This window comes from Faecalibacterium sp. I4-3-84 (assembly GCF_023347255.1).
GTDB lineage: Bacteria > Bacillota > Clostridia > Oscillospirales > Ruminococcaceae > Faecalibacterium > Faecalibacterium taiwanense.
In genome coordinates this window covers 434,496-452,865 of sequence record NZ_CP094466.1, presented here as the reverse complement: position 1 = coordinate 452,865, position 18,370 = coordinate 434,496, and the positions used below count along the sequence as shown (strand labels likewise).

The following is an 18,370-nucleotide window of genomic DNA, read 5'->3' as shown; positions in this document are numbered from 1 at the left end:
AGACCTCACTTTTGAGGGTTTCAAAAACTGGAACCATCGTAAAGTTTCGATTTTAACGCAAGAACATTCTGACGAATCTGCTCTATGACTGCTTTGAATTCATTATCGCTTTTTCCGGTGGGGTCATCCAGACCCCAATTCTCATCAAAAGGTCTGCCAATGAACGGGCAGCTGACATTGCAGCCCATGGAAATAGCGATATCCGGCTTTGGAATTGCAGAAATCAGCTTGGAATACTGTGCCTTTTCCATGTCGATGCCATATAGTTCTTTCATCAGGCGCACAGCATCCTGATTGATCTGCGGTTTGGTTTCGGTTCCAGCCGAGTAGCTTTCAAACACATCTGCGGCCAGTACCTTGCCAAAGGCTTCGGCAATCTGACTGCGGCAGGAATTATGGACACAGATAAAGGCGATTTTGGGTTTTGACATATAGGTGTTCCTTCCCCACAAACTGGAAGTTATCGCTTTCTGCCAATATAGCGACAAACTTTCTTCTTATATTGCAGATACTCATTTCCAAATGTGGCAAATAAAAAATCTTCTTCGACATTGACAATCTGCAAATGGTACATGATGACCGCAAATACCGTTAGGAAGCACAAAATCCAGTTAAAAAACATCAATAGTGTGCCAATATATAAAAGGTCAAATCCCAGGAAGGCGGGATTGCGGCTGATTTGATAAATGCCGTTTGTCACAAGCTCCGTTTTATCGGTTTTGGACACTCCTGCTCGCCAACTGTCACGCATCGTCCATACCGCAACGATAAATATAGCCGTTCCCGCAACACTCAGTATCGCTCCAAAAATCCGAACGGAAACAGGGCTATGCTCCGTTTCAAAAAAAATACTGGAAAGCCCCGCTATAAAAACAAGAATAGCCGCAATCTTCATGGTAATTTCCACGAATTTCACAAAACCAACTTTGTTCTTTCCGATTTGGTCTGTCTGTATTCCCTGCTTTTTTTGATGGAACATTTTCACAAAATAGCAACCATAAAAAGCTATTATGCTTGCTATGGAAATCAACTTAAATTCCATTGCCCTTATCCTCTCAAACTGGAATTTGTCAGTATCTCTTTTTGCATGTTTTGGGTATCGTTGCTTCATAACTCATATCAAGCAACATTTTGGTTTTGTCATCTGATACGCTGCACATCCAGTGCAACAGTAATCCAGCTATCCTTGCTCATGTGATACGCCGGGAAGAAGCCGGGTTCCTCTCGTAGTGTGCCAATCAGAATTGGGTCACATTTGAAATCGACCACTTCCAGCATTTCTTCGCCTTGCAGCCCCAGCTTGTTCTTTGGTACATCCATAATCAGAGCAAACCACTTCCGATTATTACAATGCCGGAACACCTCAAAATTCGGATATTTGAGCCACGGATAATCTGTCTCGGCGTTATATGTCTGATTCTAATTCTGCGCGTTTCATAACCTCACCTCTACAACTTCTAGCTTTCTGCATGTTACTATATAGTTTTGATTACCTGTTCTTCTGCATTTTGGCCGAGGGATAATCTCTTCGTTGAAAAAATAATTGACCACGATAGGCGGATCGTTGAACGGGCGTTTGATGGAATCATCATCCCGGACATACAGTAGCCCTTCCTCTTGGCAAAACTGCCGCATCTGCGCATCCAGCATTGACCAGTAGCTGCGTTCCTTTTTATTGTAAATGGTATCGTACAGCGGCAGCAGGTCTGGATGTTTTTCCGTTATATAGTCAAAAATCGTTTTCTTATAACCGCCCCGCAAGTTTAGGTTTTCCAGCCAGACCAAATTACATTGATTCTTCGCCCGGTGGATGATGGAGGGCAGGTCGGTGAGGCCGGGGAAAATCGGCGAGATAAAGCAGGTGGTGCGCACACCAGCATCATGAAATGCTTTCATAGCGGCCAGCCGCCGCTCAATGCTCACTGCATTGTCCATATCAGCGCGAAAATCTTCGTCCAGTGTGTTTGATCGACCAGGATACCCGCGCATTGGGGAATGTTTTAATGAGGTCAAGGTCACGCAGCACCAGGTCAGACTTGGTAGCAATACTGAGGCTACATTCGCTGCCCTGCATCTGCTCCAAAATGGCGCGGGTGCGGCAGACGGTTTCCTCCAGCGGCTGATATGGGTCGGTCACGTAACAGAGAAACAGTTCTTTCCCTGCATACCGCTCCGGGTGTTTGATTTCCGGCCAAAATTTAACGTCTATGAACTCTCCCCAGGGCTCCGGGTGATTGGTAAAACGCTTCATAAAAGATGCGTAGCAATATTTGCAGCCGTGGCCACAGCCCACATAAGGATTGACCGAATAATCACTCACAGGCAAATTGGATTTTGTGAGGACGCTTTTTACTTCAACGTTTCAGATGATTGGCTCCATTGTATGTATGCTCCTTTGATTTTGCTTATTTTTCACGGGACAGTTTCATCATATCCTTCATATCGGCAAAACCGATTGTTTGATACAGCGGCCTGCCTTTGTTTGAGGTTTCAAGATAAATTTTTGAAATATGCCGCTGACGAGCCTGCTCTACAAGCCACCTGACGATTCTGTTCCCTATGCCGTGTCCGCGAAACTGCGGCCGGGTATAAATGTTCATCAGGTAGGCACATTTCCCGTTTAGATTGTCCGGTGAGGGCATCTCATGATAGAGGCATATCCCGCCGCAGCCGACGATTTCCTCCCCTACGTAGGCAAAGCAGGCAATATGTCCGCCCTGCGGCAGTTCTGTTTGATAGTAGCGGCGATTTTCCGATTCCAGCTCTGTTACAGACCGCTCCGAGGGGATGGAGAATACCTCATGCAAGACTTCCATTCGCCATTGCATCAATACATTCAGGTCCTGGATCGTGGCCTGCCGGATCTGAATCTCCATTATAATGCCCCCGCTTTCATTACCACCGGCAGTTTCGACACATCCGGCTTACCGTTGACATTCAAAGGAATCTGCTTCATCTTCACAAAGAACTCTGGGATCATAAAGGAAGTCAAATTTTCAGACAGTTCTTTTTTTACTTCCGAGACTTTCAGCTTATTGTCGGAAGGCACCACATAGGCGGTCATATAGGACAGTCCATCCTCGTCTGTAAAAGCCCGGACAATAGCCTGCTGCACATCCTTGCACCGATAGAGCCGGGACTCCACCTCGGCAAGTTCCACCCGCTTGCCGTAAATCATGATCTGGTCGTCCTTGCGGTGCAGGAATGCAATGTTGCCATCCGGCAGGATATAGCCCAAATCGCCGCTGCGGTACATGGTGCTACCGTCCGGCTGCCGCTCAAAAGCTCTGTTTTCCTCGGCATGGTCGCCAATGTAGCCCAGAGATACACCGCCGCCATAAATGCAAATCTCACCCGTCTGCCCTTTGGCAACCTCGTTGCCAGACTGATCCAGAATCCTGATTTGCGCACCTAGTACAGGATGACCGATGGGATAGGTACCGTCCTCCAGCACAGTTCCACTATTACAACGGTAATAGGAGGCGCAGACCGTTGTCTCGGAGGGGCCGTAGGTGTTGTAAACCTCTGCTTTGTTCAGCAGGTGATCCACATAAACGCCCCGCAACACATCGCCGCCGCTGATAAGCAGCCGCAGAGAGGACGGAATGACAGACAGGTGGTTCATTTCTGCCAGCAGATACGGAAAGCCGCTGATCATAGTCACATGGTGGCGTTCCACAAAAGCCATCAATGCATGGATGTCGGCCTTATCCTCGTCAGCGGGGATGGCCAGAGCGGCACCATTCAGCAGACTGGTGAACACTTCCTCCACAAAGATGTCAAAAGAACAGACGGAATATTGCAGCATGACATCACCGGGGCCGGGATGGAACTCGTTGGCAAAGGCACGGACATAATGGCAAACATTGCGGTTGGTGACACAGACACCTTTGGGCCGCCCGGTGGTACCTGACGTATACAGCACATAGGCGGGGCGTTCCGGGTCTTCGATGGCGTTGCGCTTCCAGGAGGGCGTCTCCACGCCGCAGATCTCACAATCTGTATAGCGGATGGGGAAACTGCTCAGTTTGGGCGCAAAGGCGTGTTCCGTCAGCACAAAATCCACCTGTGCCTCGGTCATCATGTCATGGATGCGCCCGGTGGGAAAATCCGGCTCGGCTGGGACATATCGGCCGCCGCATTTGAGTACCGCCAGAATCGAGGCAATCATCTCGGTTCGGTGACGCATGACGATGCCGATGCTGTGTACTTCCTGCGGAAAGCTGCACGTGATCATATCCACCATGTTGGACAGCTCTCCAAAAGTCATGGTGCGGTCGTTTTCAATGATAGCCGGGGCATTTTCATGTTCTTTAACTACCTTCTGAAAAAGCGAATAGATCGTATCCATCGTTTTATCTCCTTGTCGGTTTATCTATTTAATATCCAGTGAATGCCAGCCGCTGTGCGCTTGTTGCACGCCTGATAGTGGCTGCCACTGTTCAGTACGAAGGTGGTTTCGATGCCTTTCCCGTGGCACAGTGTTTCTATCTCCTGCGTATTCTGCTGCACAACGTTCAAAATCGGATTATCGGTGGAGCTCTCCTTGTCTCCGAGAGAAAAATACAGACAGTCAGGTTTGCGCTTCATCTCATGGGAGCACACATATTCCATGATGCCCTCAAACCAGAAGGAACCTGACATACTCGCTGCGCGGGCAAACACATCCGTTTGGTAGAGAGCGTAGAGGGCGAACAGCCCGGCCAGCGAGTAACCGGCGAGGCCCCGCCAGGCGGGCGCACCGGGAAGGAGTGCTTCCGCTTCCGGCATAATTTCATCCAGAAGCAGTTTCAGGTAATCATCCGCACCCCCGGTGCAGGGCGTATCGTGTTTAGAGATCGGCCCCATATACCACGGTGTCATGTCATGATCCCATTTCAGCTGACTGACCGCCACCAGACAGAAATCTGGGCAGCCGAGCGCCATCAGGTTTTTATACACACTGTTAACGGCATTGGAAAAGGTGTTGAGATAGATAACTGGGCTGCCCGGCTTTGCGCTTGGGTATATGTCCACTCTTTTTTGTTCTATGGTTAAAGAAGTCACCTTGTTGCCTCCTCTCTTGACGATTCATTGTATAAATATTGTACGGTATCCAAAAACGAAAGCAAGTACGCAGAAAGTTCGTACATAGTATCAAACTACTGACCAAGGCTATAAACAGGAGGAAGTAGCCGTTGGCGATGTTGTCTGTCTATATGTTACGGCCCCGGTTTCCGCTGTTCTATATCGGTGCGAAGCTACAGAAGTCAATATTCCTTACCATTATGATGATGGCAACGTACATATGAACCATGTGATGAGATTGAAAAAGCTGGATCAGTACAACCCGTCTTTTCTCCCGTTTGAGAAGCTGAAAGCCTATGGGATTGGTGCGGTACGTGGGCCACGAAGAATGCCTCACAGTCTGATTTGCGAACTGGAAAGGAATCGGTATGAGCAGTGATATTTGGAATCCCTGGCATGGCTGCCGCAAATACAGTGAGGGCTGTGACCACTGCTATATGTACTATCTGGACAATGAACGGGGCAAATCAGGCGGGGAAATTTATAAAGTCAAGACAAATCCCGATTTGTCGAGTTCAGTATACCACACCGAATCCCATTGTAAAAGAGCCTATGTACGCCGCCCGCAGGCGGCGAAAGTCAGTCCGGGGGAAATTCCAGTTCGGCAAACTCCGCATCAGTCAGCAGTTTCAGCTTTTCGATAACGCCCTCCGACAACTCCTGCAGGGCGGTTTCATCCGGCATCAGGTAACACTGCATGAGCCGCAGTTCGTGGATAAGCCCCAGCCGGGTGCCGGTGTTGTAGAGCATCATCAGCATGAGTTCCTCATGGTTAAAGTTCATGGGCATCCCTCGCTTTCCGGCAGACGGTGGGATTGCACTCCGGGGCATCGCACTTCTCTTTGAGCGTTTGCAAAACCGATGTGCGTTCCGGCTTTTTATCCAGAAACCCCGGCAGTTCCTTGAAGCCGATGCTGTCCACATAATGCACGGATACCTCGCCATTGCGTTTGAGTGCGATCACATCGCTGACCGACAGGCTGTGTCCCTCAAAATCCTGCGGACGGGAGAGGTTGGACATCTGAAATAGTTCTTCCAAAATCTCGTTGTTCGGCACATCCTGCCACATGGCGGGCAGATCAGCATAGTAGGTGACCTCGTAATGATCCCGGTCGGGCGTTTTGCCTCGATGGTTCAACTCCCGCATAGAAGCAAATCTTTCATCGAAGATTTTTTCGTCATGCCGCAGCTGCATCACCATATAAACATCGCACCCTGCGTTTAGAAACTTCTGCGGGATGTCCGTCATGGGTTCACCGTCAAAATTCTGGTTCCATTTTTGCTGCATCGTCCACCTCACAGTTCCGGTGCAGAACGTGCAGAGGATTTTGGCGCAGACGTATCACTTGCCAGTTCTGCCAGCTTTTCCAGTGTGGAAGGGCGATGGTCTGCACTCAGTTCCTCGGCTTCCGCAACTTTATCCATGACTGCATCGTAGTCCTGCAGTAGCCGCCGGCCCTTTTCCATGTGGTGTGCTTCCAGAATCTGTTCACGGGCTTCCTGAATGGTCAGTTCCGGGGCATCCAGCTGCCCACCGTCCATCACAGAATAATCGCTGTGGTAGAGGGTGTAATCCCATCCATCCTCACAGGACTGGATGGCAAGATAGCCTTTGCCGCCCAGTTCCCATGCAGCCTGCTCGTCCTGTGTCTGAATCTCCGGGTAGAAGTCGGCATGGTTCCGTTCCATGACCTCGGCAAACTGGCAGATGTGGAACACATTGCCCAGACCGCCCATGTCAAAGTGATAATCATCCAGATGTTCCACCCGTGCCGTAAAACTGCGCCTATCCGGGTAATCCACCTGAATTACGCCGCCATCGGGAATGCGATAGAGGTCATCATAGTGGCTGTTGATGAGACGAATATCCTTCGGCAGCGTTTCCGGCTCCCAGATGCGCCGTCTGCCGATACCAGCTTGCGGGATGTTTTCGAGGATCTTTACGCTTTCCTGTTGGATGACCTTGCGGTCATCGTCCGAAAGTTCAAACAGATACCAGTTCCGGGCGGCAGAAATGGCGTTCCTGCCATCGGGCGGCAGGTTCTTTTCCGAGATCTGCCCGCTTTCCAGCGGCTCACCAGTTACCTTGTTGTAGGTGGCAAAGCCGACCCCTGCACCGTTTTCCCGGAGATGCAGATAGCGTTCATCGTTGATAAGGTAGACCGCTTCTTTTATCTGCTCCATCAGCACCCACCTTCAAATTCCAGCGAAAACTTGCTGCGGCCATCGGCTTCACAGGACAGCAGCACGGTGGCATTGTAGGTCTTGCCCTTGGCACTCTTGCAGTCTTTCAGGCGGACCCGGCCATCCCGCAGCAGCTTGTCTGCCACATGAGCATCCAGACGCTTGCCCAGACGCTTGAAGAACGCATTGTCCTTCCACAGGACAAAACGGCACTCTCGGTTCTCGCAGAACCAGCCCTTTTCACGCTCCACAACATTTGCACCGCAGTTCGGGCAGATACCAATAATCTTGTTTTTCATAAGCGCATTCGCTCCTTTTTTCATTTCCGTGTTCTTTACCAGTTCGGTAATCATCGTATTGATCTCGGTCATAAATTCTCTCGGCTCCATTTCGCCACGTTCGATTTGCAGCAGCTTTGTTTCCCAATCGGCGGTCATTTCCGGGGATTGGATTTCTTCGGGCATCACAGTGATGAGGGCTTTTCCCTTATCCGTGGGCAGCAGAACCTTGGTTTTCTTGGTGCCTTTGCGTTCCAGAAAGCCCTTCTGTACCAGTTTTTCGATGGTGGCGGCTCTGGTAGCCGGGGTGCCGATGCCCTGACGTTCCACACCCTCCGGCATACTATCCGCACTGGCAGTTTCCATCGCATGAAGTAGAAGATCCTCAGTAAAATGCTTCGGTGGGGAGGTCTGCCCCTCTTTCAATTCGGCATCGGCAACGCTGCACTGGCTCTGCTCCTGCACATCCGGCAGAACAGCCGGTTCTTTCTGCTTTCCCAGAAGTTCCCCCAGCATTTTTCGCTCCAGGGCTTTCCATCCATCGGACAGCACCACCTTGCTTTTTGCGGAGAACTCTTCCCCGGCGCAGATGGTGGTGAGTATGGTTTCTGCATAGCGGTGCGGTTCACCTACGGCGCAGAGCAGCCGTGCGGCAATCAGCCGCAGGACATTCCGCTCCCCGGCAGGGAGGGCGGTGAGGTCTGCGTTTGCCATGCTTTTCGTGGGCAACAGCGCATGGTGGTCGGTGACCTTGCTGCCGTTGATGACCTGCTGCGCATGGATGGGAAGAGGCTCCTTTACGGCAAACGCTCTGCCCGTGTCCGTCACCAGCCCCGGAAGGGATGCCGCCATGTCCTCCGTCAAAAACCGGCTATCCGTGCGAGGGTAGGTGATGAGCCGTTTTTCGTAAAGACTTTGGGCATAGTCCAAGGTCTGCTGTGCCGTAAATCCCAGCAGACGGTTGGCATCCCGCTGCAATGCAGTAAGGTCATAGAGCTGCGGCGGGCTTTCGGACTTTTCCTTGCGTTCCATCTCCTGCACCGTGACACGTCCCTCCTTTCGGCATTTGGAAAGCAACAGTTCAGCATCCGCTTTCTGTGCAAACCGTTTGCTGGATGCGGTGCCGCCGTCTGCAAGGGTCAGGGCAACCGTGTAGAATTTCTCCGGGGTAAAGGCGGCAATGGCAGCTTCCCGCACTACCGTCATGGCAAGCACCGGGGTCATAACACGCCCCACCGCCAGCGGCTGACCGTACAGGCACGAAAAAAGCCGGGACGCATTGATACCGACCATCCAGTCGGCGCGTTCCCGGCAGAGTGCTGCATTGTACAGCGCATCGTATTCAGTTGACGGTTTCAGATGGGCAAAGCCCTCCCGGATGGCAGATTCCTCCATGCTGGACAGCCACAGGCGGAAAACAGGCTTTTTACAGCCCGCTTGTTGGTACACCAAGCGGAAGATCAGTTCGCCCTCTCTACCGGAATCGCAACTGTTCACCACAGTATCAACGTCTGCCCGGTGCATGAGTTTTTTCAGGATACCGAACTGTTTTTTCGTGCTCGCAGACACCAGATACTGCCACTTTTGCGGCAGGATGGGCAAATCGGCGATGCTCCACTTGACGTATTTGGCATCGTAAACATTGGGCGGAGCCAGTTCCACCAGATGACCAATACACCAACTGACGAGATAGCCGTTGCCCTCAAGGTAGCCGTCCTGACGGCTGGTGGCACCGAGGACTTTAGCGTAAGCCATGGCAACGGACGGCTTTTCCGCTACGATCAATTGTGCGATAAATATCCCTCCATTCTGTTTCGGATTGCAATATGTAGGCGGCAAAACGCCGCCTTAAAATCAGATGGGTTCGGTATCTTCCTCGCCGGTGTCCTCCGGCTCATCCTCGGTGGGAATCTCAAAATCGCCCTTGTCCTCGGTATAACCTGCATCGGGGTCAAGGGCTTCTTTTTCGGCCTGCTTTTTCAGCTTTTGCTTCGTAAAGGCGTAGAAGCCGCCGCCTGCCACCAGCGCAATCAGCACGACCACCCCCAGAAAGCCGGACGCGATCTTTGTGACCTTGTTTTCCTTGGGCTGTTCCGTACCAGATGCCGCCGCTTCTTCGGCGGCTTTCTTGGCTTCTTCCTCGGCTTTCAGCCTGTCCTGTTCTGCCTGCGACGCCGCTTCTTTTTCGGCGGTGTAGGCATCGGCGGCATCCTCTTCCATCAGTGCCAACAGGTCTGCTTCGTCCACAAGGTTCATAAAGTGGACGGTCTGCGCCCCTTTGCTGTTCCTGTCGATGACCAGATAGAAGGTATTGCCCGATTTGCTGACCAGCGTAATAAACTGCTGTCCGCTGCCATCGGAATAGTCGGTGTGGTAATCGTCCACCAGCGTCAGATTGCCCTCCGGGGTCAGGGCACCAGAGGTTTCGTCCGTGACGGTGACAATATCCTCCTCCACGACTTCCGGCAGAACCGGCTGTTCCACCGGGGCAGCTTCGCCCTCAAAGGCGAAGGCGGGAGCCGCCATACCAGCGCACAGTGCTGCCGATACCAGCAGCGCACCCAGTTTCTTAATCTTCATCCGTATCAACCTCCTCAAAAGTTGCACCAACGGCAGACAGCGCAGCCGGGTTCGGGGTGGTGGCAGCAGACTGCCGCAGCAGGGCGGCAAGCTGTTCCGGCGTGACCTTGGCAGTCCGCACCATCTCGTTGACCTCGGCGGAATCTTCCTCCTGAATGCGCCGCTCCAGAATCTCGATGCGATTGTTCAACTTGATGCGGCGCTCCTTCTCTTTTTCCAGCATCGCTCGCAGCTTATCCGATTTTTCGCTCATAAAACTCCTCCAATCATTTTGAAAGCCGTCCAAACCCGGCGAGATGCTTCTCCCAGTAGGACGAGTGAATATTTGCGTACTTGATGGGGTCTCCGGCACTGACCATCATACCGTTGCCGAGGTAGTAGAGTAGGAAAGTGCCGCCTTATCGTATTTCTACGACAGGTTTGCACAGACCTCTCCCAGAACCGTGCTTGCGCCTCTCAACGCACACGGCTCCCCATTTTTTGCTCCATTTCAAAAGTTATTCCGTTTTAGTTCCATGATGAATTCTCATGTGGCATTTGTGGCACACAACGATTGTCTTGCGCCTCTTTGCCAGCATGACTTTCTCCCAATCAGCTTTACCTTTCAGGTTTTTGACCTTGTTTACATGGTGGATTTCATAGCTATCGCTGTCTGTACAGCCGCAGACTTCACAGACTTTGGCCTTCAGACGTTCCTCGAAGGATGTTGTGTTGTGCGAATAGCGATACGCCAAATCGGGCATTTTTTCCGTCAAATCTTTGCCTTTGCAATCGCTGTACTTAGCGAACATCATACGGCGTTTTCCCTTTTTGGTTTCATACGGAACACCCCCATGCGCCAGTCCCATCTCTGTATTCATAACGAACCTTAGAAATTCGGGAGCGATGCTTGTTTGCGAGTGTTTTCAGACAGCTGTATTCCATCAGATAGCCAAAGTAAACGAGCTTGTTGAAGTTGCTTGCAATGGCATAATAGTTACAGAGCCCTCGGAGTTCCGCATTATAAATCATTACGATTTCCAAATCCGTGCGGTTCAGCAGAATGGGGCGATGAATAGGAATCAACCTCTTTCCATCCCTTTTAGCGATGCTATGGGACAGTAAATAGGTCTCCACCTTATCTTTCAGTGGAATATTGAGTTCCACTTTGTTGTTCATAGTGCGCATTTTTCGTTTTCCAGAGCGTTTGACACTGGCATCCCTGCGCACCCGAACATCAAAACCAAGAAATCGGGCAGGAGTATTGCTGTGCGTAATGAGGGTCTTTTCTTGACTCAACTCCATTTCCAGAGTGTCCCGGACAAAATCCGTGAGTTTTGCCTTAATCGCTTCGCATTCCTCTCTTGTCCCATTGACTGCAATCAGAAAGTCATCTGCATAGCGAACATATTTCAATCGCTTATCGGTACATGCTTTTGCAGGTGTCCGAAATAACTGCTTTGTCAGTTGCTTGTGCTGAGCAATCAGTTGCTCCCGCATTGTTCCTTCAGCTTTCTTGATTTTCTCATGCAGTGCATCTCGTTTGTGTCTTATCGTGTTGTATTCTTCCGTAAAGTTTCTCGGATTGTATCCGTGGTCAAATTCCTTCTTCAGCTGCGTAATATACCTGTCCAGTTCGTTCAGATAAATGTTTGCAAGAATCGGGGAGATGATTCCACCCTGCGGGCATCCGCTATAGGTTTCATGGAAATTCCAGTCTTCCATATAGCCGGCTTTCAGAAACATACGAATCAGGTTCAGAAAACGAGCATCCTTGATTTTTCGGTTCAGCACACCAATCAGCGTGGAATGGTCGATGTTATCAAAACATCCCTTGATGTCGCCCTCAATGAACCACTTTGCTCCGGTAAACTCATGCTTGATCATGGCAAGTGCCGTGTGGCAGCTTCTGCCCGGTCGAAAGCCGTGGGAATAGATAGAGAAAATTGGCTCGTAGATGGCTTCCAGAATCATACGGATAGCTTCTTGCACCAGCTTGTCAGCGAATACAGGAAGTCCCAGCGGGCGCAGCTTGCCGTTCTTCTTTTGAATATAGGTTCTGCGTACCGGCTTGGGTTCATATGACCCTGTTCTCAATGCTTCAATGATGGCTGTCACATACTGCTCGCTAAATCCATCAGCCGTATCATCATTCACACCCTTCGTTCCTGCACCCTTATTGGAGTAAAGATGCTGATAGGCGATGAAGTAAATATCTGGCCTCAAAAGATAGCGGTACAGTCGTGTAAACACTTCATCTTGGTTCTTTTGGGAATTCTCTTGTAATTTTGTTAAAATCTCCATTGTTGATTTCATTGAGGCTTTCCTCTCTAATCAATTTCTGATTTTAATGCACAAAAAACTGCTTCTCTTCGCCATGTGAGCGGCTTTCCCGCATCCGATTTTACGGCTTTTCCTGTTAATTCAGGATTCTCGGACTACTACAGAAGCTCCGTTGTCATGCCGGATTTTCAGTGTCATCTTTCTAGCATAGCTTTGAAATTTATCACATTGCTGCATTACACATAGCTTTTTCAAGCGTTCCGGTTTAGACAATCTCCAGTTGACGATAGTAGTAGGTCAATGTGAATTATCGGATATGCTTTTGTTCCGTTACTATCGGTTCTCCGACGTGCCGCACAGGGGATTAGCAACCCATAGGAAGGACTCTATTTCCTACGGTCCCTGTACCAAAGGTTTCAGACAATTTTCCTTTGCCCACACGTAACAAGGGCTTGGAACTCACCTTAAACAATTCAGTTTTATCCTTGTATTCACTTATCCTCGCGGTTCAGTCGTGCCCGATTGTCTTTAGGCAACTTGCCGCTTTCCTGCCGTGCTCTTTTCCCGTACATCTTTCGATTTTCGGTAAAGCAGGTGGATTCCCGCGTTGCTTTGCGGGGTAGTACCTTAACCACAGCCTCCTTTCTCTACTTCTACTATCGTCCTTACTGGACGCACGATGCCCACATGACTTTTTCCGGGGGTATCATACGTTCCCTCGAAGAAAACAAGGTCACCGGGCTTTGCTTCTGCCTCGCTGATGTGCTGGCTCTTGTTCCACAGGCCGTTGGCGGTGGTGCGCCCCACATCGTAGCCGTTCTGGTTATAAACCCAGCAAACATAGCCGCTGCAATCGAAGCCTGTTTCCGGGGTGGAGCCACCCCAGACGTAGGGTGTGCCCACATACTTTTGGGCTTCCTTGTAGATGGCGGCGAACTCCTCATCCGTCAGGGCTTCTGCCGGAATCTGATAGTCGATGCCCGGTGTGCCGGAACCATCGGAGCCACCGGGCGGCAGACCACCGTTGAACAGATAAGGCCGACCGCCCAGCGTGTCCTGAAAGATCTCGTACCGTTTCCACTGGTCGTTGTCCAGTTCCTCCCGGATAACGACTTCCAGCCCTTTGTTCACCAATTTGGTGTGGAAGATTTTGTACTCGTAGGGCACCTGCGTGGGGACCGGGATTCCTGCCGGGCTGATGACCCAGACCGTCTTATACCGTATCTGCACCTCCACCCATGTGGTCAGCTTGTACTGTTTTTTGAAGGTCTCCTTCAATTTGCTCTGCACCTCCGACCGGGTGTAATCGTCATACAAAGTGGTCAGGAACGACGTCAACTGCCACGGGTCGTGCTCAATAGCATCCAGATGGTACTGGTACTCGTTGTAGCCGGGGTGGTCGGTGGGGGTGCGCTTGATTTTTTTATCCAGTTCCTTTTCCAGCTTCTTATAGTCCTGTTCTGCGCCCCGGATGTCCCTGTCCTCAGCGGAGTACATGGTCTGCCCGGATACCTGCGTGGTGCCGGAGAACAGAATGGAACAGGACGAAAATGCCGACATGACCAGCATCAGGAGCAAAAGAAAAACGCCCACGATCACCAAAACGTGTGCGTTGCTCTTTGCAAAATTGGCAATGCCGTTGACGGCAGTGCTGACAGCCGACTTGCCCTTATCAATGACCTGCTCTACACCGGACTTAGTGACAGATGCACCGCTGGATGTGATCTTTTGCCCGCCAGCGGTCTGTGCTGCGGTGCCGCCCGACCGGGCAGCAGCATAGTAGCTTTTGCGAACGTCCTGTTTCTGCCGCCACCGGGAAAGCCAGTTGGAACCACCCTCGCCGCTGTCACTATGAATGACGTTGGCCTCTCCTGCATTTTGTACCTTGTCCGGCTCATGGGCAGAAGATTTTGTAGCTCTGAGCTTCTTTTTTGCTTGGAGCTTGGCTTTCTTCTTGAGCTTACGAGAATAGCGGCTTTTGGAAAAATCCGCAGCAGATTCTTCTGTTTTCAGTCCCTCGTTGAGAGCCTGCGTGCCGACATTATCATCCTCATACTGGTCAACTTCCCGGTGAGCCGCAGACCGGGCAATGGCCGAAGCGTACATCTCTCGTTTCTGGGCTTTTGTCATGCGGGATGCTTCGTCCGGGGTGATCTCGGCTTTGCCAAAGCGTAGATGTTGTGCTTTTTCGGCAGCTTTGTCGGCATCCAGTTTCAGTTTCTTTCGGGGCTGCGTCTGCTCCACCTTTTCCTTTTTCGGAGGGGAGCGTGTTGCAGTGCGTTCCTTGTCCTCCTCAAATTTCAGCTTCGGCTGTTTCTTATTCATGCTTTGCCTCCACAACTTCCGACAGGCGGGTGGTCAGGATGCGGTAGAGTTCAAGGTCTTTCGGAAAGTGGTCAACGAAGGGCAGGATCACGTTGCCGAAAAACAGCAGCCCTTCGCCCTCGCCGGAGTGGGTCACATAGGAAAGCTGATGGGGCGAAATATTAAGCTGTTTCGCAAGAATCTGCCGGTCGCCGTTGGCCTGATTCAGCATATAAACGAAGTCCGAATTTTCAAAAATATTCGATACTTCGGGACTTGCCAACAGATCCTTCACATTCTGTGTTAAGGCTGTCGGGATGCCGCCCCACTTACGGAAACGTTTCCAAATCTCCACGGAATAGGCGGCTGTCTGCTCGTCTTTCAGCAAAAGGTGGAACTCATCGGCGTAGTATCGGGTCGATTTGCCAACGGAGCGATTGGCGGTCACACGGCCCCAGACCTGATCCTGCACGATGAGCATACCCAGCTTTTTCAGCTGCTTTCCCAACTGCTTGATGTCATAGCAGACGATGCGGTTGTCGATATCCACGTTGGTGCGGTGGTTGAAGATATTCAGACTGCCCTTGACGTAGATTTCCAGAGCAGCTGCAACATGATGGGCTTCCGGCTCATCCTGCGTCAGCAGAGCATTGTAGAGATCTTCCAGCATCGGCACGGTTTCGGGACAGGGGTGCTCAAAGTAAGGAGCATAGATTTTGTGGACGCAGCGGTCAATGACCGTTTTCTCCACAGGCTTCAACCCCTCTTTGCCGCCGACTACAAGTTCGCAAAGGGAAAGAATAAAATCGGCTTTCAAAGCCAGCGGATTATCTTCCTCGGAATAGTTTGTGTTGATGTCCATGGGGTTGATATACTGGGTGCTGGAAGGGCTGATATGGATGACCTGCCCATGCAGACGTTCCACCAGTGGAGCATACTCCGACTCAGGATCGCACACAAGAATATCGTCATCCGTGACGAGAAAAGCATTGCAAATTTCTCGCTTTGCGCTGAACGACTTGCCAGAGCCGGGAGTGCCCAGAATCAGACCGTTGGGGTTTTTCAGCTTTTTGCGGTCCACCATAATCAGGTTATTGGACAGGGCGTTCAAACCGTAGTACAGGCTTTCCTTACCGTTGTCGAACAGCTCCTGCGTAGTAAACGGCACAAAAATTGCCGTGCTGCTGGTGGTCAGTCCCCGCTGAATTTCGATCTGGCAGTCTGCCAGCGGCAGCGAGGACATAAGCCCCTGCTCCTGCTGAAAATCAAGGCGGCATAATTCGCAGTTGTGCTTCTGGGCAATACTGACTGCCTGAAACACGTTGGTTTCCAGTTCCTGCTCGGTCTTGCCGGTGTTCAACACCAGAAAAGTGACAAGGAACATCCGCTCGTTCTGGCTCTGCAATTCCTTCAAAAGTGCCTTGGCATCTCTGCCGTAGGTTGCCAAATCGGACGGCAAAACGTCCATATCGTATCCTGCGCGGACGGCTTTCTTCTGCTCTTCGATTTTGCTGCGGTCCAGTTCCGTGATGGTGTGCTTGATGGTTTTGATGGCCTTGTTCTGGTCAACGGACTGGATGTGCATGGTAACGATCTGGCTGGAATCCATATCAAGGAAATCCTTCAAAAGCTGATCGCTCAGGTCAGAAGCCGTAATATTCAGGAAGCTGACCGCCCCGAAGATGCCGCCCACCTGAAAGGTACGGCTGTTCTTAAACGCCAGCGCAGTGGGGGCAATGGCATCCTTTACGGACAGACCACTGGGCACAAGGTCTTTCCAGTTGAAGTGGAACTTGTTGGCTCCATCCATGTTCAGCATCCCGTGCATCAGCCGCAGACGCTCCGTACCGTCCAGCGGCTTTGCCAGAACGCCCAACCTGTGAAAGTTGTTCATCAGGTCGTTCTGGATGTGCTCTAACCGAGGTTTGACCTGCGCCATGCTGTCGCCCTCGATGCCATAGGTCAGGAATTTGGTCTTGGTCAGGCCGTTGTTGCCCTTGGAAAGCTGCTGCCGCAACATCTGGCTGTACTCGGCTCGCACATCATCAAAGCCATCCTGCTGGTACGGGATGCGGATGGACTTCTCGAAGTCTGCCGAATCGGTAGCGGTATTCACGAAAGACAGTTCAAAGTGGATAGAGCTGTCGAAAAAGTTGAGAAAAGAGCACCATTCCTCAAAGATGGCGGTCTTGTCCTCCTGCTGCGCCAACTGATAGTTGATATCCTGATACTGGATGGTGCGGGTGTAGTAGCCGGGACGGACACGGCAGGTACCGTCCTCAAACATCCGCTGGAACGGAATGCTCTCCTGTGCCGTGCGGGGCACCGTGGACTTGGGCGGCTTCCTGCCGTCCTTATTCTTTTTCAGAAACGGAATCATGGGCGTCATCTCCCTTCACAAGCAGTGCATAGTAATTGCGGGTCTGGTACGGACGCACCTTCGGGCGAACAAAGCGCGCCTGAAAGTAGTACCGCAGGATCTTTTCAGCCGGCTGACCGTTCTTCTGATACATGGCCAGAAAGAACATGGGCAGCATGACCGCCATCATGCCGAGGGTAGCACCGGAATTGCCAGCGGTGTCCCGCAGAACAAAAAACAGCGGCACCCCTACGACTGCCGCTGCACCAAAACAGATAAGCTGCCGGGCGGTCAGGTTGAAGGCTACTTTGGACTTCACCTTGCTGAAATCGCGCGGCACGGAAATATAAGCTGCCAAAATTCCACCTCCTTAGTGTGCGCCCAGAATGCTTCGGGCGACGGAACCAGTCTTGAACAGCGTAAAGCATAGCAGCACCGTGTACCCCACGATGCTCCAGATCGAGTTGATGGCATCCCCGGATATGGCAACATTCTGAAGCAGAACGGCATAGATCGCCACGCAGATCAGGATCAGGAAGCCCTGAAATCCCAGCGCAAACAGAGAACGGAGATAGTTCTGTCCAACATGGGATTGCTCGTGGTTGCCCCATGTTGCCATGGGCACTGGAGCCAGACTGACCATCATGTAGATTTCAATCATTCTTCCGTAGACGATGACGAAAATCACGATGGACAGGATGCGCATGGTGATACCGATGAAGAAGGACTGCAAGAACAGTCCGAACAAGGGTCCTACGTCCATCTGCATCATGCTGGATTGCAACATGGAAAGCCCGATGTCGTTCACCCGTGTGTTGCCGCTGATGATGCCGCTGGAATTTGCCACCACCTGCTGCGTCACATCGAACACCGCCATGATGATGTCGAAAGTGTTGGAGATCATCCAGACCGAAATGGCAGTTTTGAAGATCCATTTCATCAGCAGCGCAGGTTCAAATTGTGCCATGTTGTTATGCTGGGTGATCATCTCAATCAATTCATAACAGGCAATGAAGGTCAAAATCACGCCTGCAATGGGCAGCACCACATTTCGAGAGAGGGCTTCAATCATGGCAAAAACTCTCGGTTCAAAACTGGATGGTTTGGTGCCGACCTGTTGTGCGATGTTGCCCACTTGGGTATTCACATCATCAAACAAGCCGGAAAGATTGGACATGATCGCCGCTGTCAGCAGCGACTTGATCCAATCTGAGATCGCTTTGAGAACTGTTTCCACTCAGCGCCACCACCTATCAAGAAAAATGGTTGATAAGGGTCTTGAGCAGGTTGAGCAGAAAAATAAGGTGAGTCAGAATCTGCATAATAGCACCGTCCT

Annotated in this window: 19 protein-coding genes and 2 pseudogenes; 1 reads left to right on the top strand and 20 read right to left on the bottom strand. The window is 51.2% G+C overall.

Going from position 1 to position 18,370, the window contains the following annotated elements; all coding sequences use genetic code 11:
• Positions 1–20 precede the first annotated feature (20 nt).
• The 7 genes and pseudogenes from MTP41_RS02175 to MTP41_RS02145 form a co-directional block, all read right to left on the bottom strand.
• Positions 21–431: an arsenate reductase ArsC gene (locus MTP41_RS02175; RefSeq protein ID WP_249236090.1), complete on the bottom strand. Its 411-nt coding sequence runs from the start codon at positions 429–431 to the stop codon at positions 21–23.
• Between the two features lie 29 nt (positions 432–460).
• Positions 461–1,042: a methyltransferase family protein gene (locus MTP41_RS02170; RefSeq protein ID WP_249236089.1), complete on the bottom strand. Its 582-nt coding sequence runs from the start codon at positions 1,040–1,042 to the stop codon at positions 461–463.
• 98 nt (positions 1,043–1,140) lie between these two features.
• Positions 1,141–1,362 (bottom strand): MmcQ/YjbR family DNA-binding protein, encoded by a 222-nt coding sequence (locus tag MTP41_RS02165; protein WP_226815879.1) that lies wholly within the window; start codon positions 1,360–1,362, stop codon positions 1,141–1,143.
• 72 nt (positions 1,363–1,434) lie between these two features.
• Positions 1,435–2,326 (bottom strand): annotated as a pseudogene (locus MTP41_RS02160) (radical SAM protein).
• 79 nt (positions 2,327–2,405) lie between these two features.
• Positions 2,406–2,876: a GNAT family N-acetyltransferase gene (locus MTP41_RS02155; protein ID WP_005924656.1), complete on the bottom strand. Its 471-nt coding sequence runs from the start codon at positions 2,874–2,876 to the stop codon at positions 2,406–2,408.
• A complete protein-coding gene (locus tag MTP41_RS02150; RefSeq protein WP_055058585.1) occupies positions 2,876–4,351 on the bottom strand; it encodes an amino acid adenylation domain-containing protein in 1,476 nt (491 codons plus the stop codon). Before MTP41_RS02150 ends, MTP41_RS02155 begins: the two co-directional genes overlap by 1 nt.
• Positions 4,352–4,371: 20 nt before the next feature.
• On the bottom strand, positions 4,372–5,046 hold the full coding sequence (locus MTP41_RS02145) for an alpha/beta hydrolase (protein ID WP_249236088.1): 675 nt from the start codon (positions 5,044–5,046) through the stop codon (positions 4,372–4,374).
• A 389-nt stretch (positions 5,047–5,435) separates the two neighbouring features.
• Between MTP41_RS02145 and MTP41_RS02140 the strand changes: the two genes are divergently transcribed.
• Positions 5,436–5,711, top strand: a complete 276-nt coding sequence (locus MTP41_RS02140; protein WP_207653642.1) for a DUF5131 family protein — start codon at positions 5,436–5,438, stop codon at positions 5,709–5,711.
• On the opposite strand, the gene MTP41_RS02135 is transcribed toward MTP41_RS02140, so the two are convergent.
• From MTP41_RS02135 to MTP41_RS02080, 13 genes and pseudogenes are all read right to left on the bottom strand, one after another.
• Positions 5,647–5,850 carry a transposon-transfer assisting family protein gene (locus tag MTP41_RS02135; protein WP_249236087.1) on the bottom strand — a complete coding sequence of 68 codons (204 nt, stop codon included), beginning with the start codon at positions 5,848–5,850 and terminating at the stop codon, positions 5,647–5,649. The two genes, MTP41_RS02140 and MTP41_RS02135, sit on opposite strands and share 65 nt — an antisense overlap.
• Positions 5,840–6,355, bottom strand: a complete 516-nt coding sequence (locus MTP41_RS02130; protein WP_249236086.1) for a YodL domain-containing protein — start codon at positions 6,353–6,355, stop codon at positions 5,840–5,842. Before MTP41_RS02130 ends, MTP41_RS02135 begins: the two co-directional genes overlap by 11 nt.
• A gap of 8 nt (positions 6,356–6,363) precedes the next feature.
• Positions 6,364–7,251 carry an LPD16 domain-containing protein gene (locus MTP41_RS02125; protein ID WP_249236085.1) on the bottom strand — a complete coding sequence of 296 codons (888 nt, stop codon included), beginning with the start codon at positions 7,249–7,251 and terminating at the stop codon, positions 6,364–6,366.
• Positions 7,251–9,284: a type IA DNA topoisomerase gene (locus MTP41_RS02120; protein ID WP_249236544.1), complete on the bottom strand. Its 2,034-nt coding sequence runs from the start codon at positions 9,282–9,284 to the stop codon at positions 7,251–7,253. The genes MTP41_RS02125 and MTP41_RS02120 overlap by 1 nt, the downstream gene beginning before the upstream one ends.
• A gap of 99 nt (positions 9,285–9,383) precedes the next feature.
• A complete protein-coding gene (locus MTP41_RS02115; protein WP_249236084.1) occupies positions 9,384–10,109 on the bottom strand; it encodes a DUF4366 domain-containing protein in 726 nt (241 codons plus the stop codon).
• The gene (locus MTP41_RS02110) at positions 10,099–10,362 is read right to left on the bottom strand and encodes a DUF4315 family protein (protein ID WP_249236083.1); all 264 of its coding nucleotides are present in this window, start codon (positions 10,360–10,362) and stop codon (positions 10,099–10,101) included. Before MTP41_RS02110 ends, MTP41_RS02115 begins: the two co-directional genes overlap by 11 nt.
• A 13-nt stretch (positions 10,363–10,375) precedes the next feature.
• Positions 10,376–10,486, bottom strand: a pseudogene (locus tag MTP41_RS15685) (peptidase P60); the annotation flags it as partial.
• A 120-nt stretch (positions 10,487–10,606) separates the two neighbouring features.
• The gene (locus tag MTP41_RS15680; RefSeq protein WP_249236082.1) at positions 10,607–10,969 is read right to left on the bottom strand and encodes an HNH endonuclease signature motif containing protein; all 363 of its coding nucleotides are present in this window, start codon (positions 10,967–10,969) and stop codon (positions 10,607–10,609) included.
• Complete coding sequence (locus tag MTP41_RS02100; RefSeq protein ID WP_249236081.1) at positions 10,926–12,404, bottom strand: reverse transcriptase domain-containing protein; 1,479 nt, start codon at positions 12,402–12,404, stop codon at positions 10,926–10,928. Before MTP41_RS02100 ends, MTP41_RS15680 begins: the two co-directional genes overlap by 44 nt.
• Before the next feature lie 594 nt (positions 12,405–12,998).
• A complete protein-coding gene (locus tag MTP41_RS02095; RefSeq protein WP_249236080.1) occupies positions 12,999–14,696 on the bottom strand; it encodes a C40 family peptidase in 1,698 nt (565 codons plus the stop codon).
• Positions 14,689–17,055: a VirB4-like conjugal transfer ATPase, CD1110 family gene (locus tag MTP41_RS02090; protein ID WP_249236079.1), complete on the bottom strand. Its 2,367-nt coding sequence runs from the start codon at positions 17,053–17,055 to the stop codon at positions 14,689–14,691. The genes MTP41_RS02095 and MTP41_RS02090 overlap by 8 nt, the downstream gene beginning before the upstream one ends.
• Positions 17,030–17,392, bottom strand: a complete 363-nt coding sequence (locus tag MTP41_RS02085; protein ID WP_044960449.1) for a PrgI family protein — start codon at positions 17,390–17,392, stop codon at positions 17,030–17,032. Before MTP41_RS02085 ends, MTP41_RS02090 begins: the two co-directional genes overlap by 26 nt.
• A gap of 12 nt (positions 17,393–17,404) precedes the next feature.
• Entirely contained in the window at positions 17,405–18,271 is an 867-nt protein-coding gene (locus MTP41_RS02080; RefSeq protein ID WP_044960452.1) for a VirB6/TrbL-like conjugal transfer protein, CD1112 family, read from the bottom strand.
• Positions 18,272–18,370 lie beyond the last annotated feature (99 nt).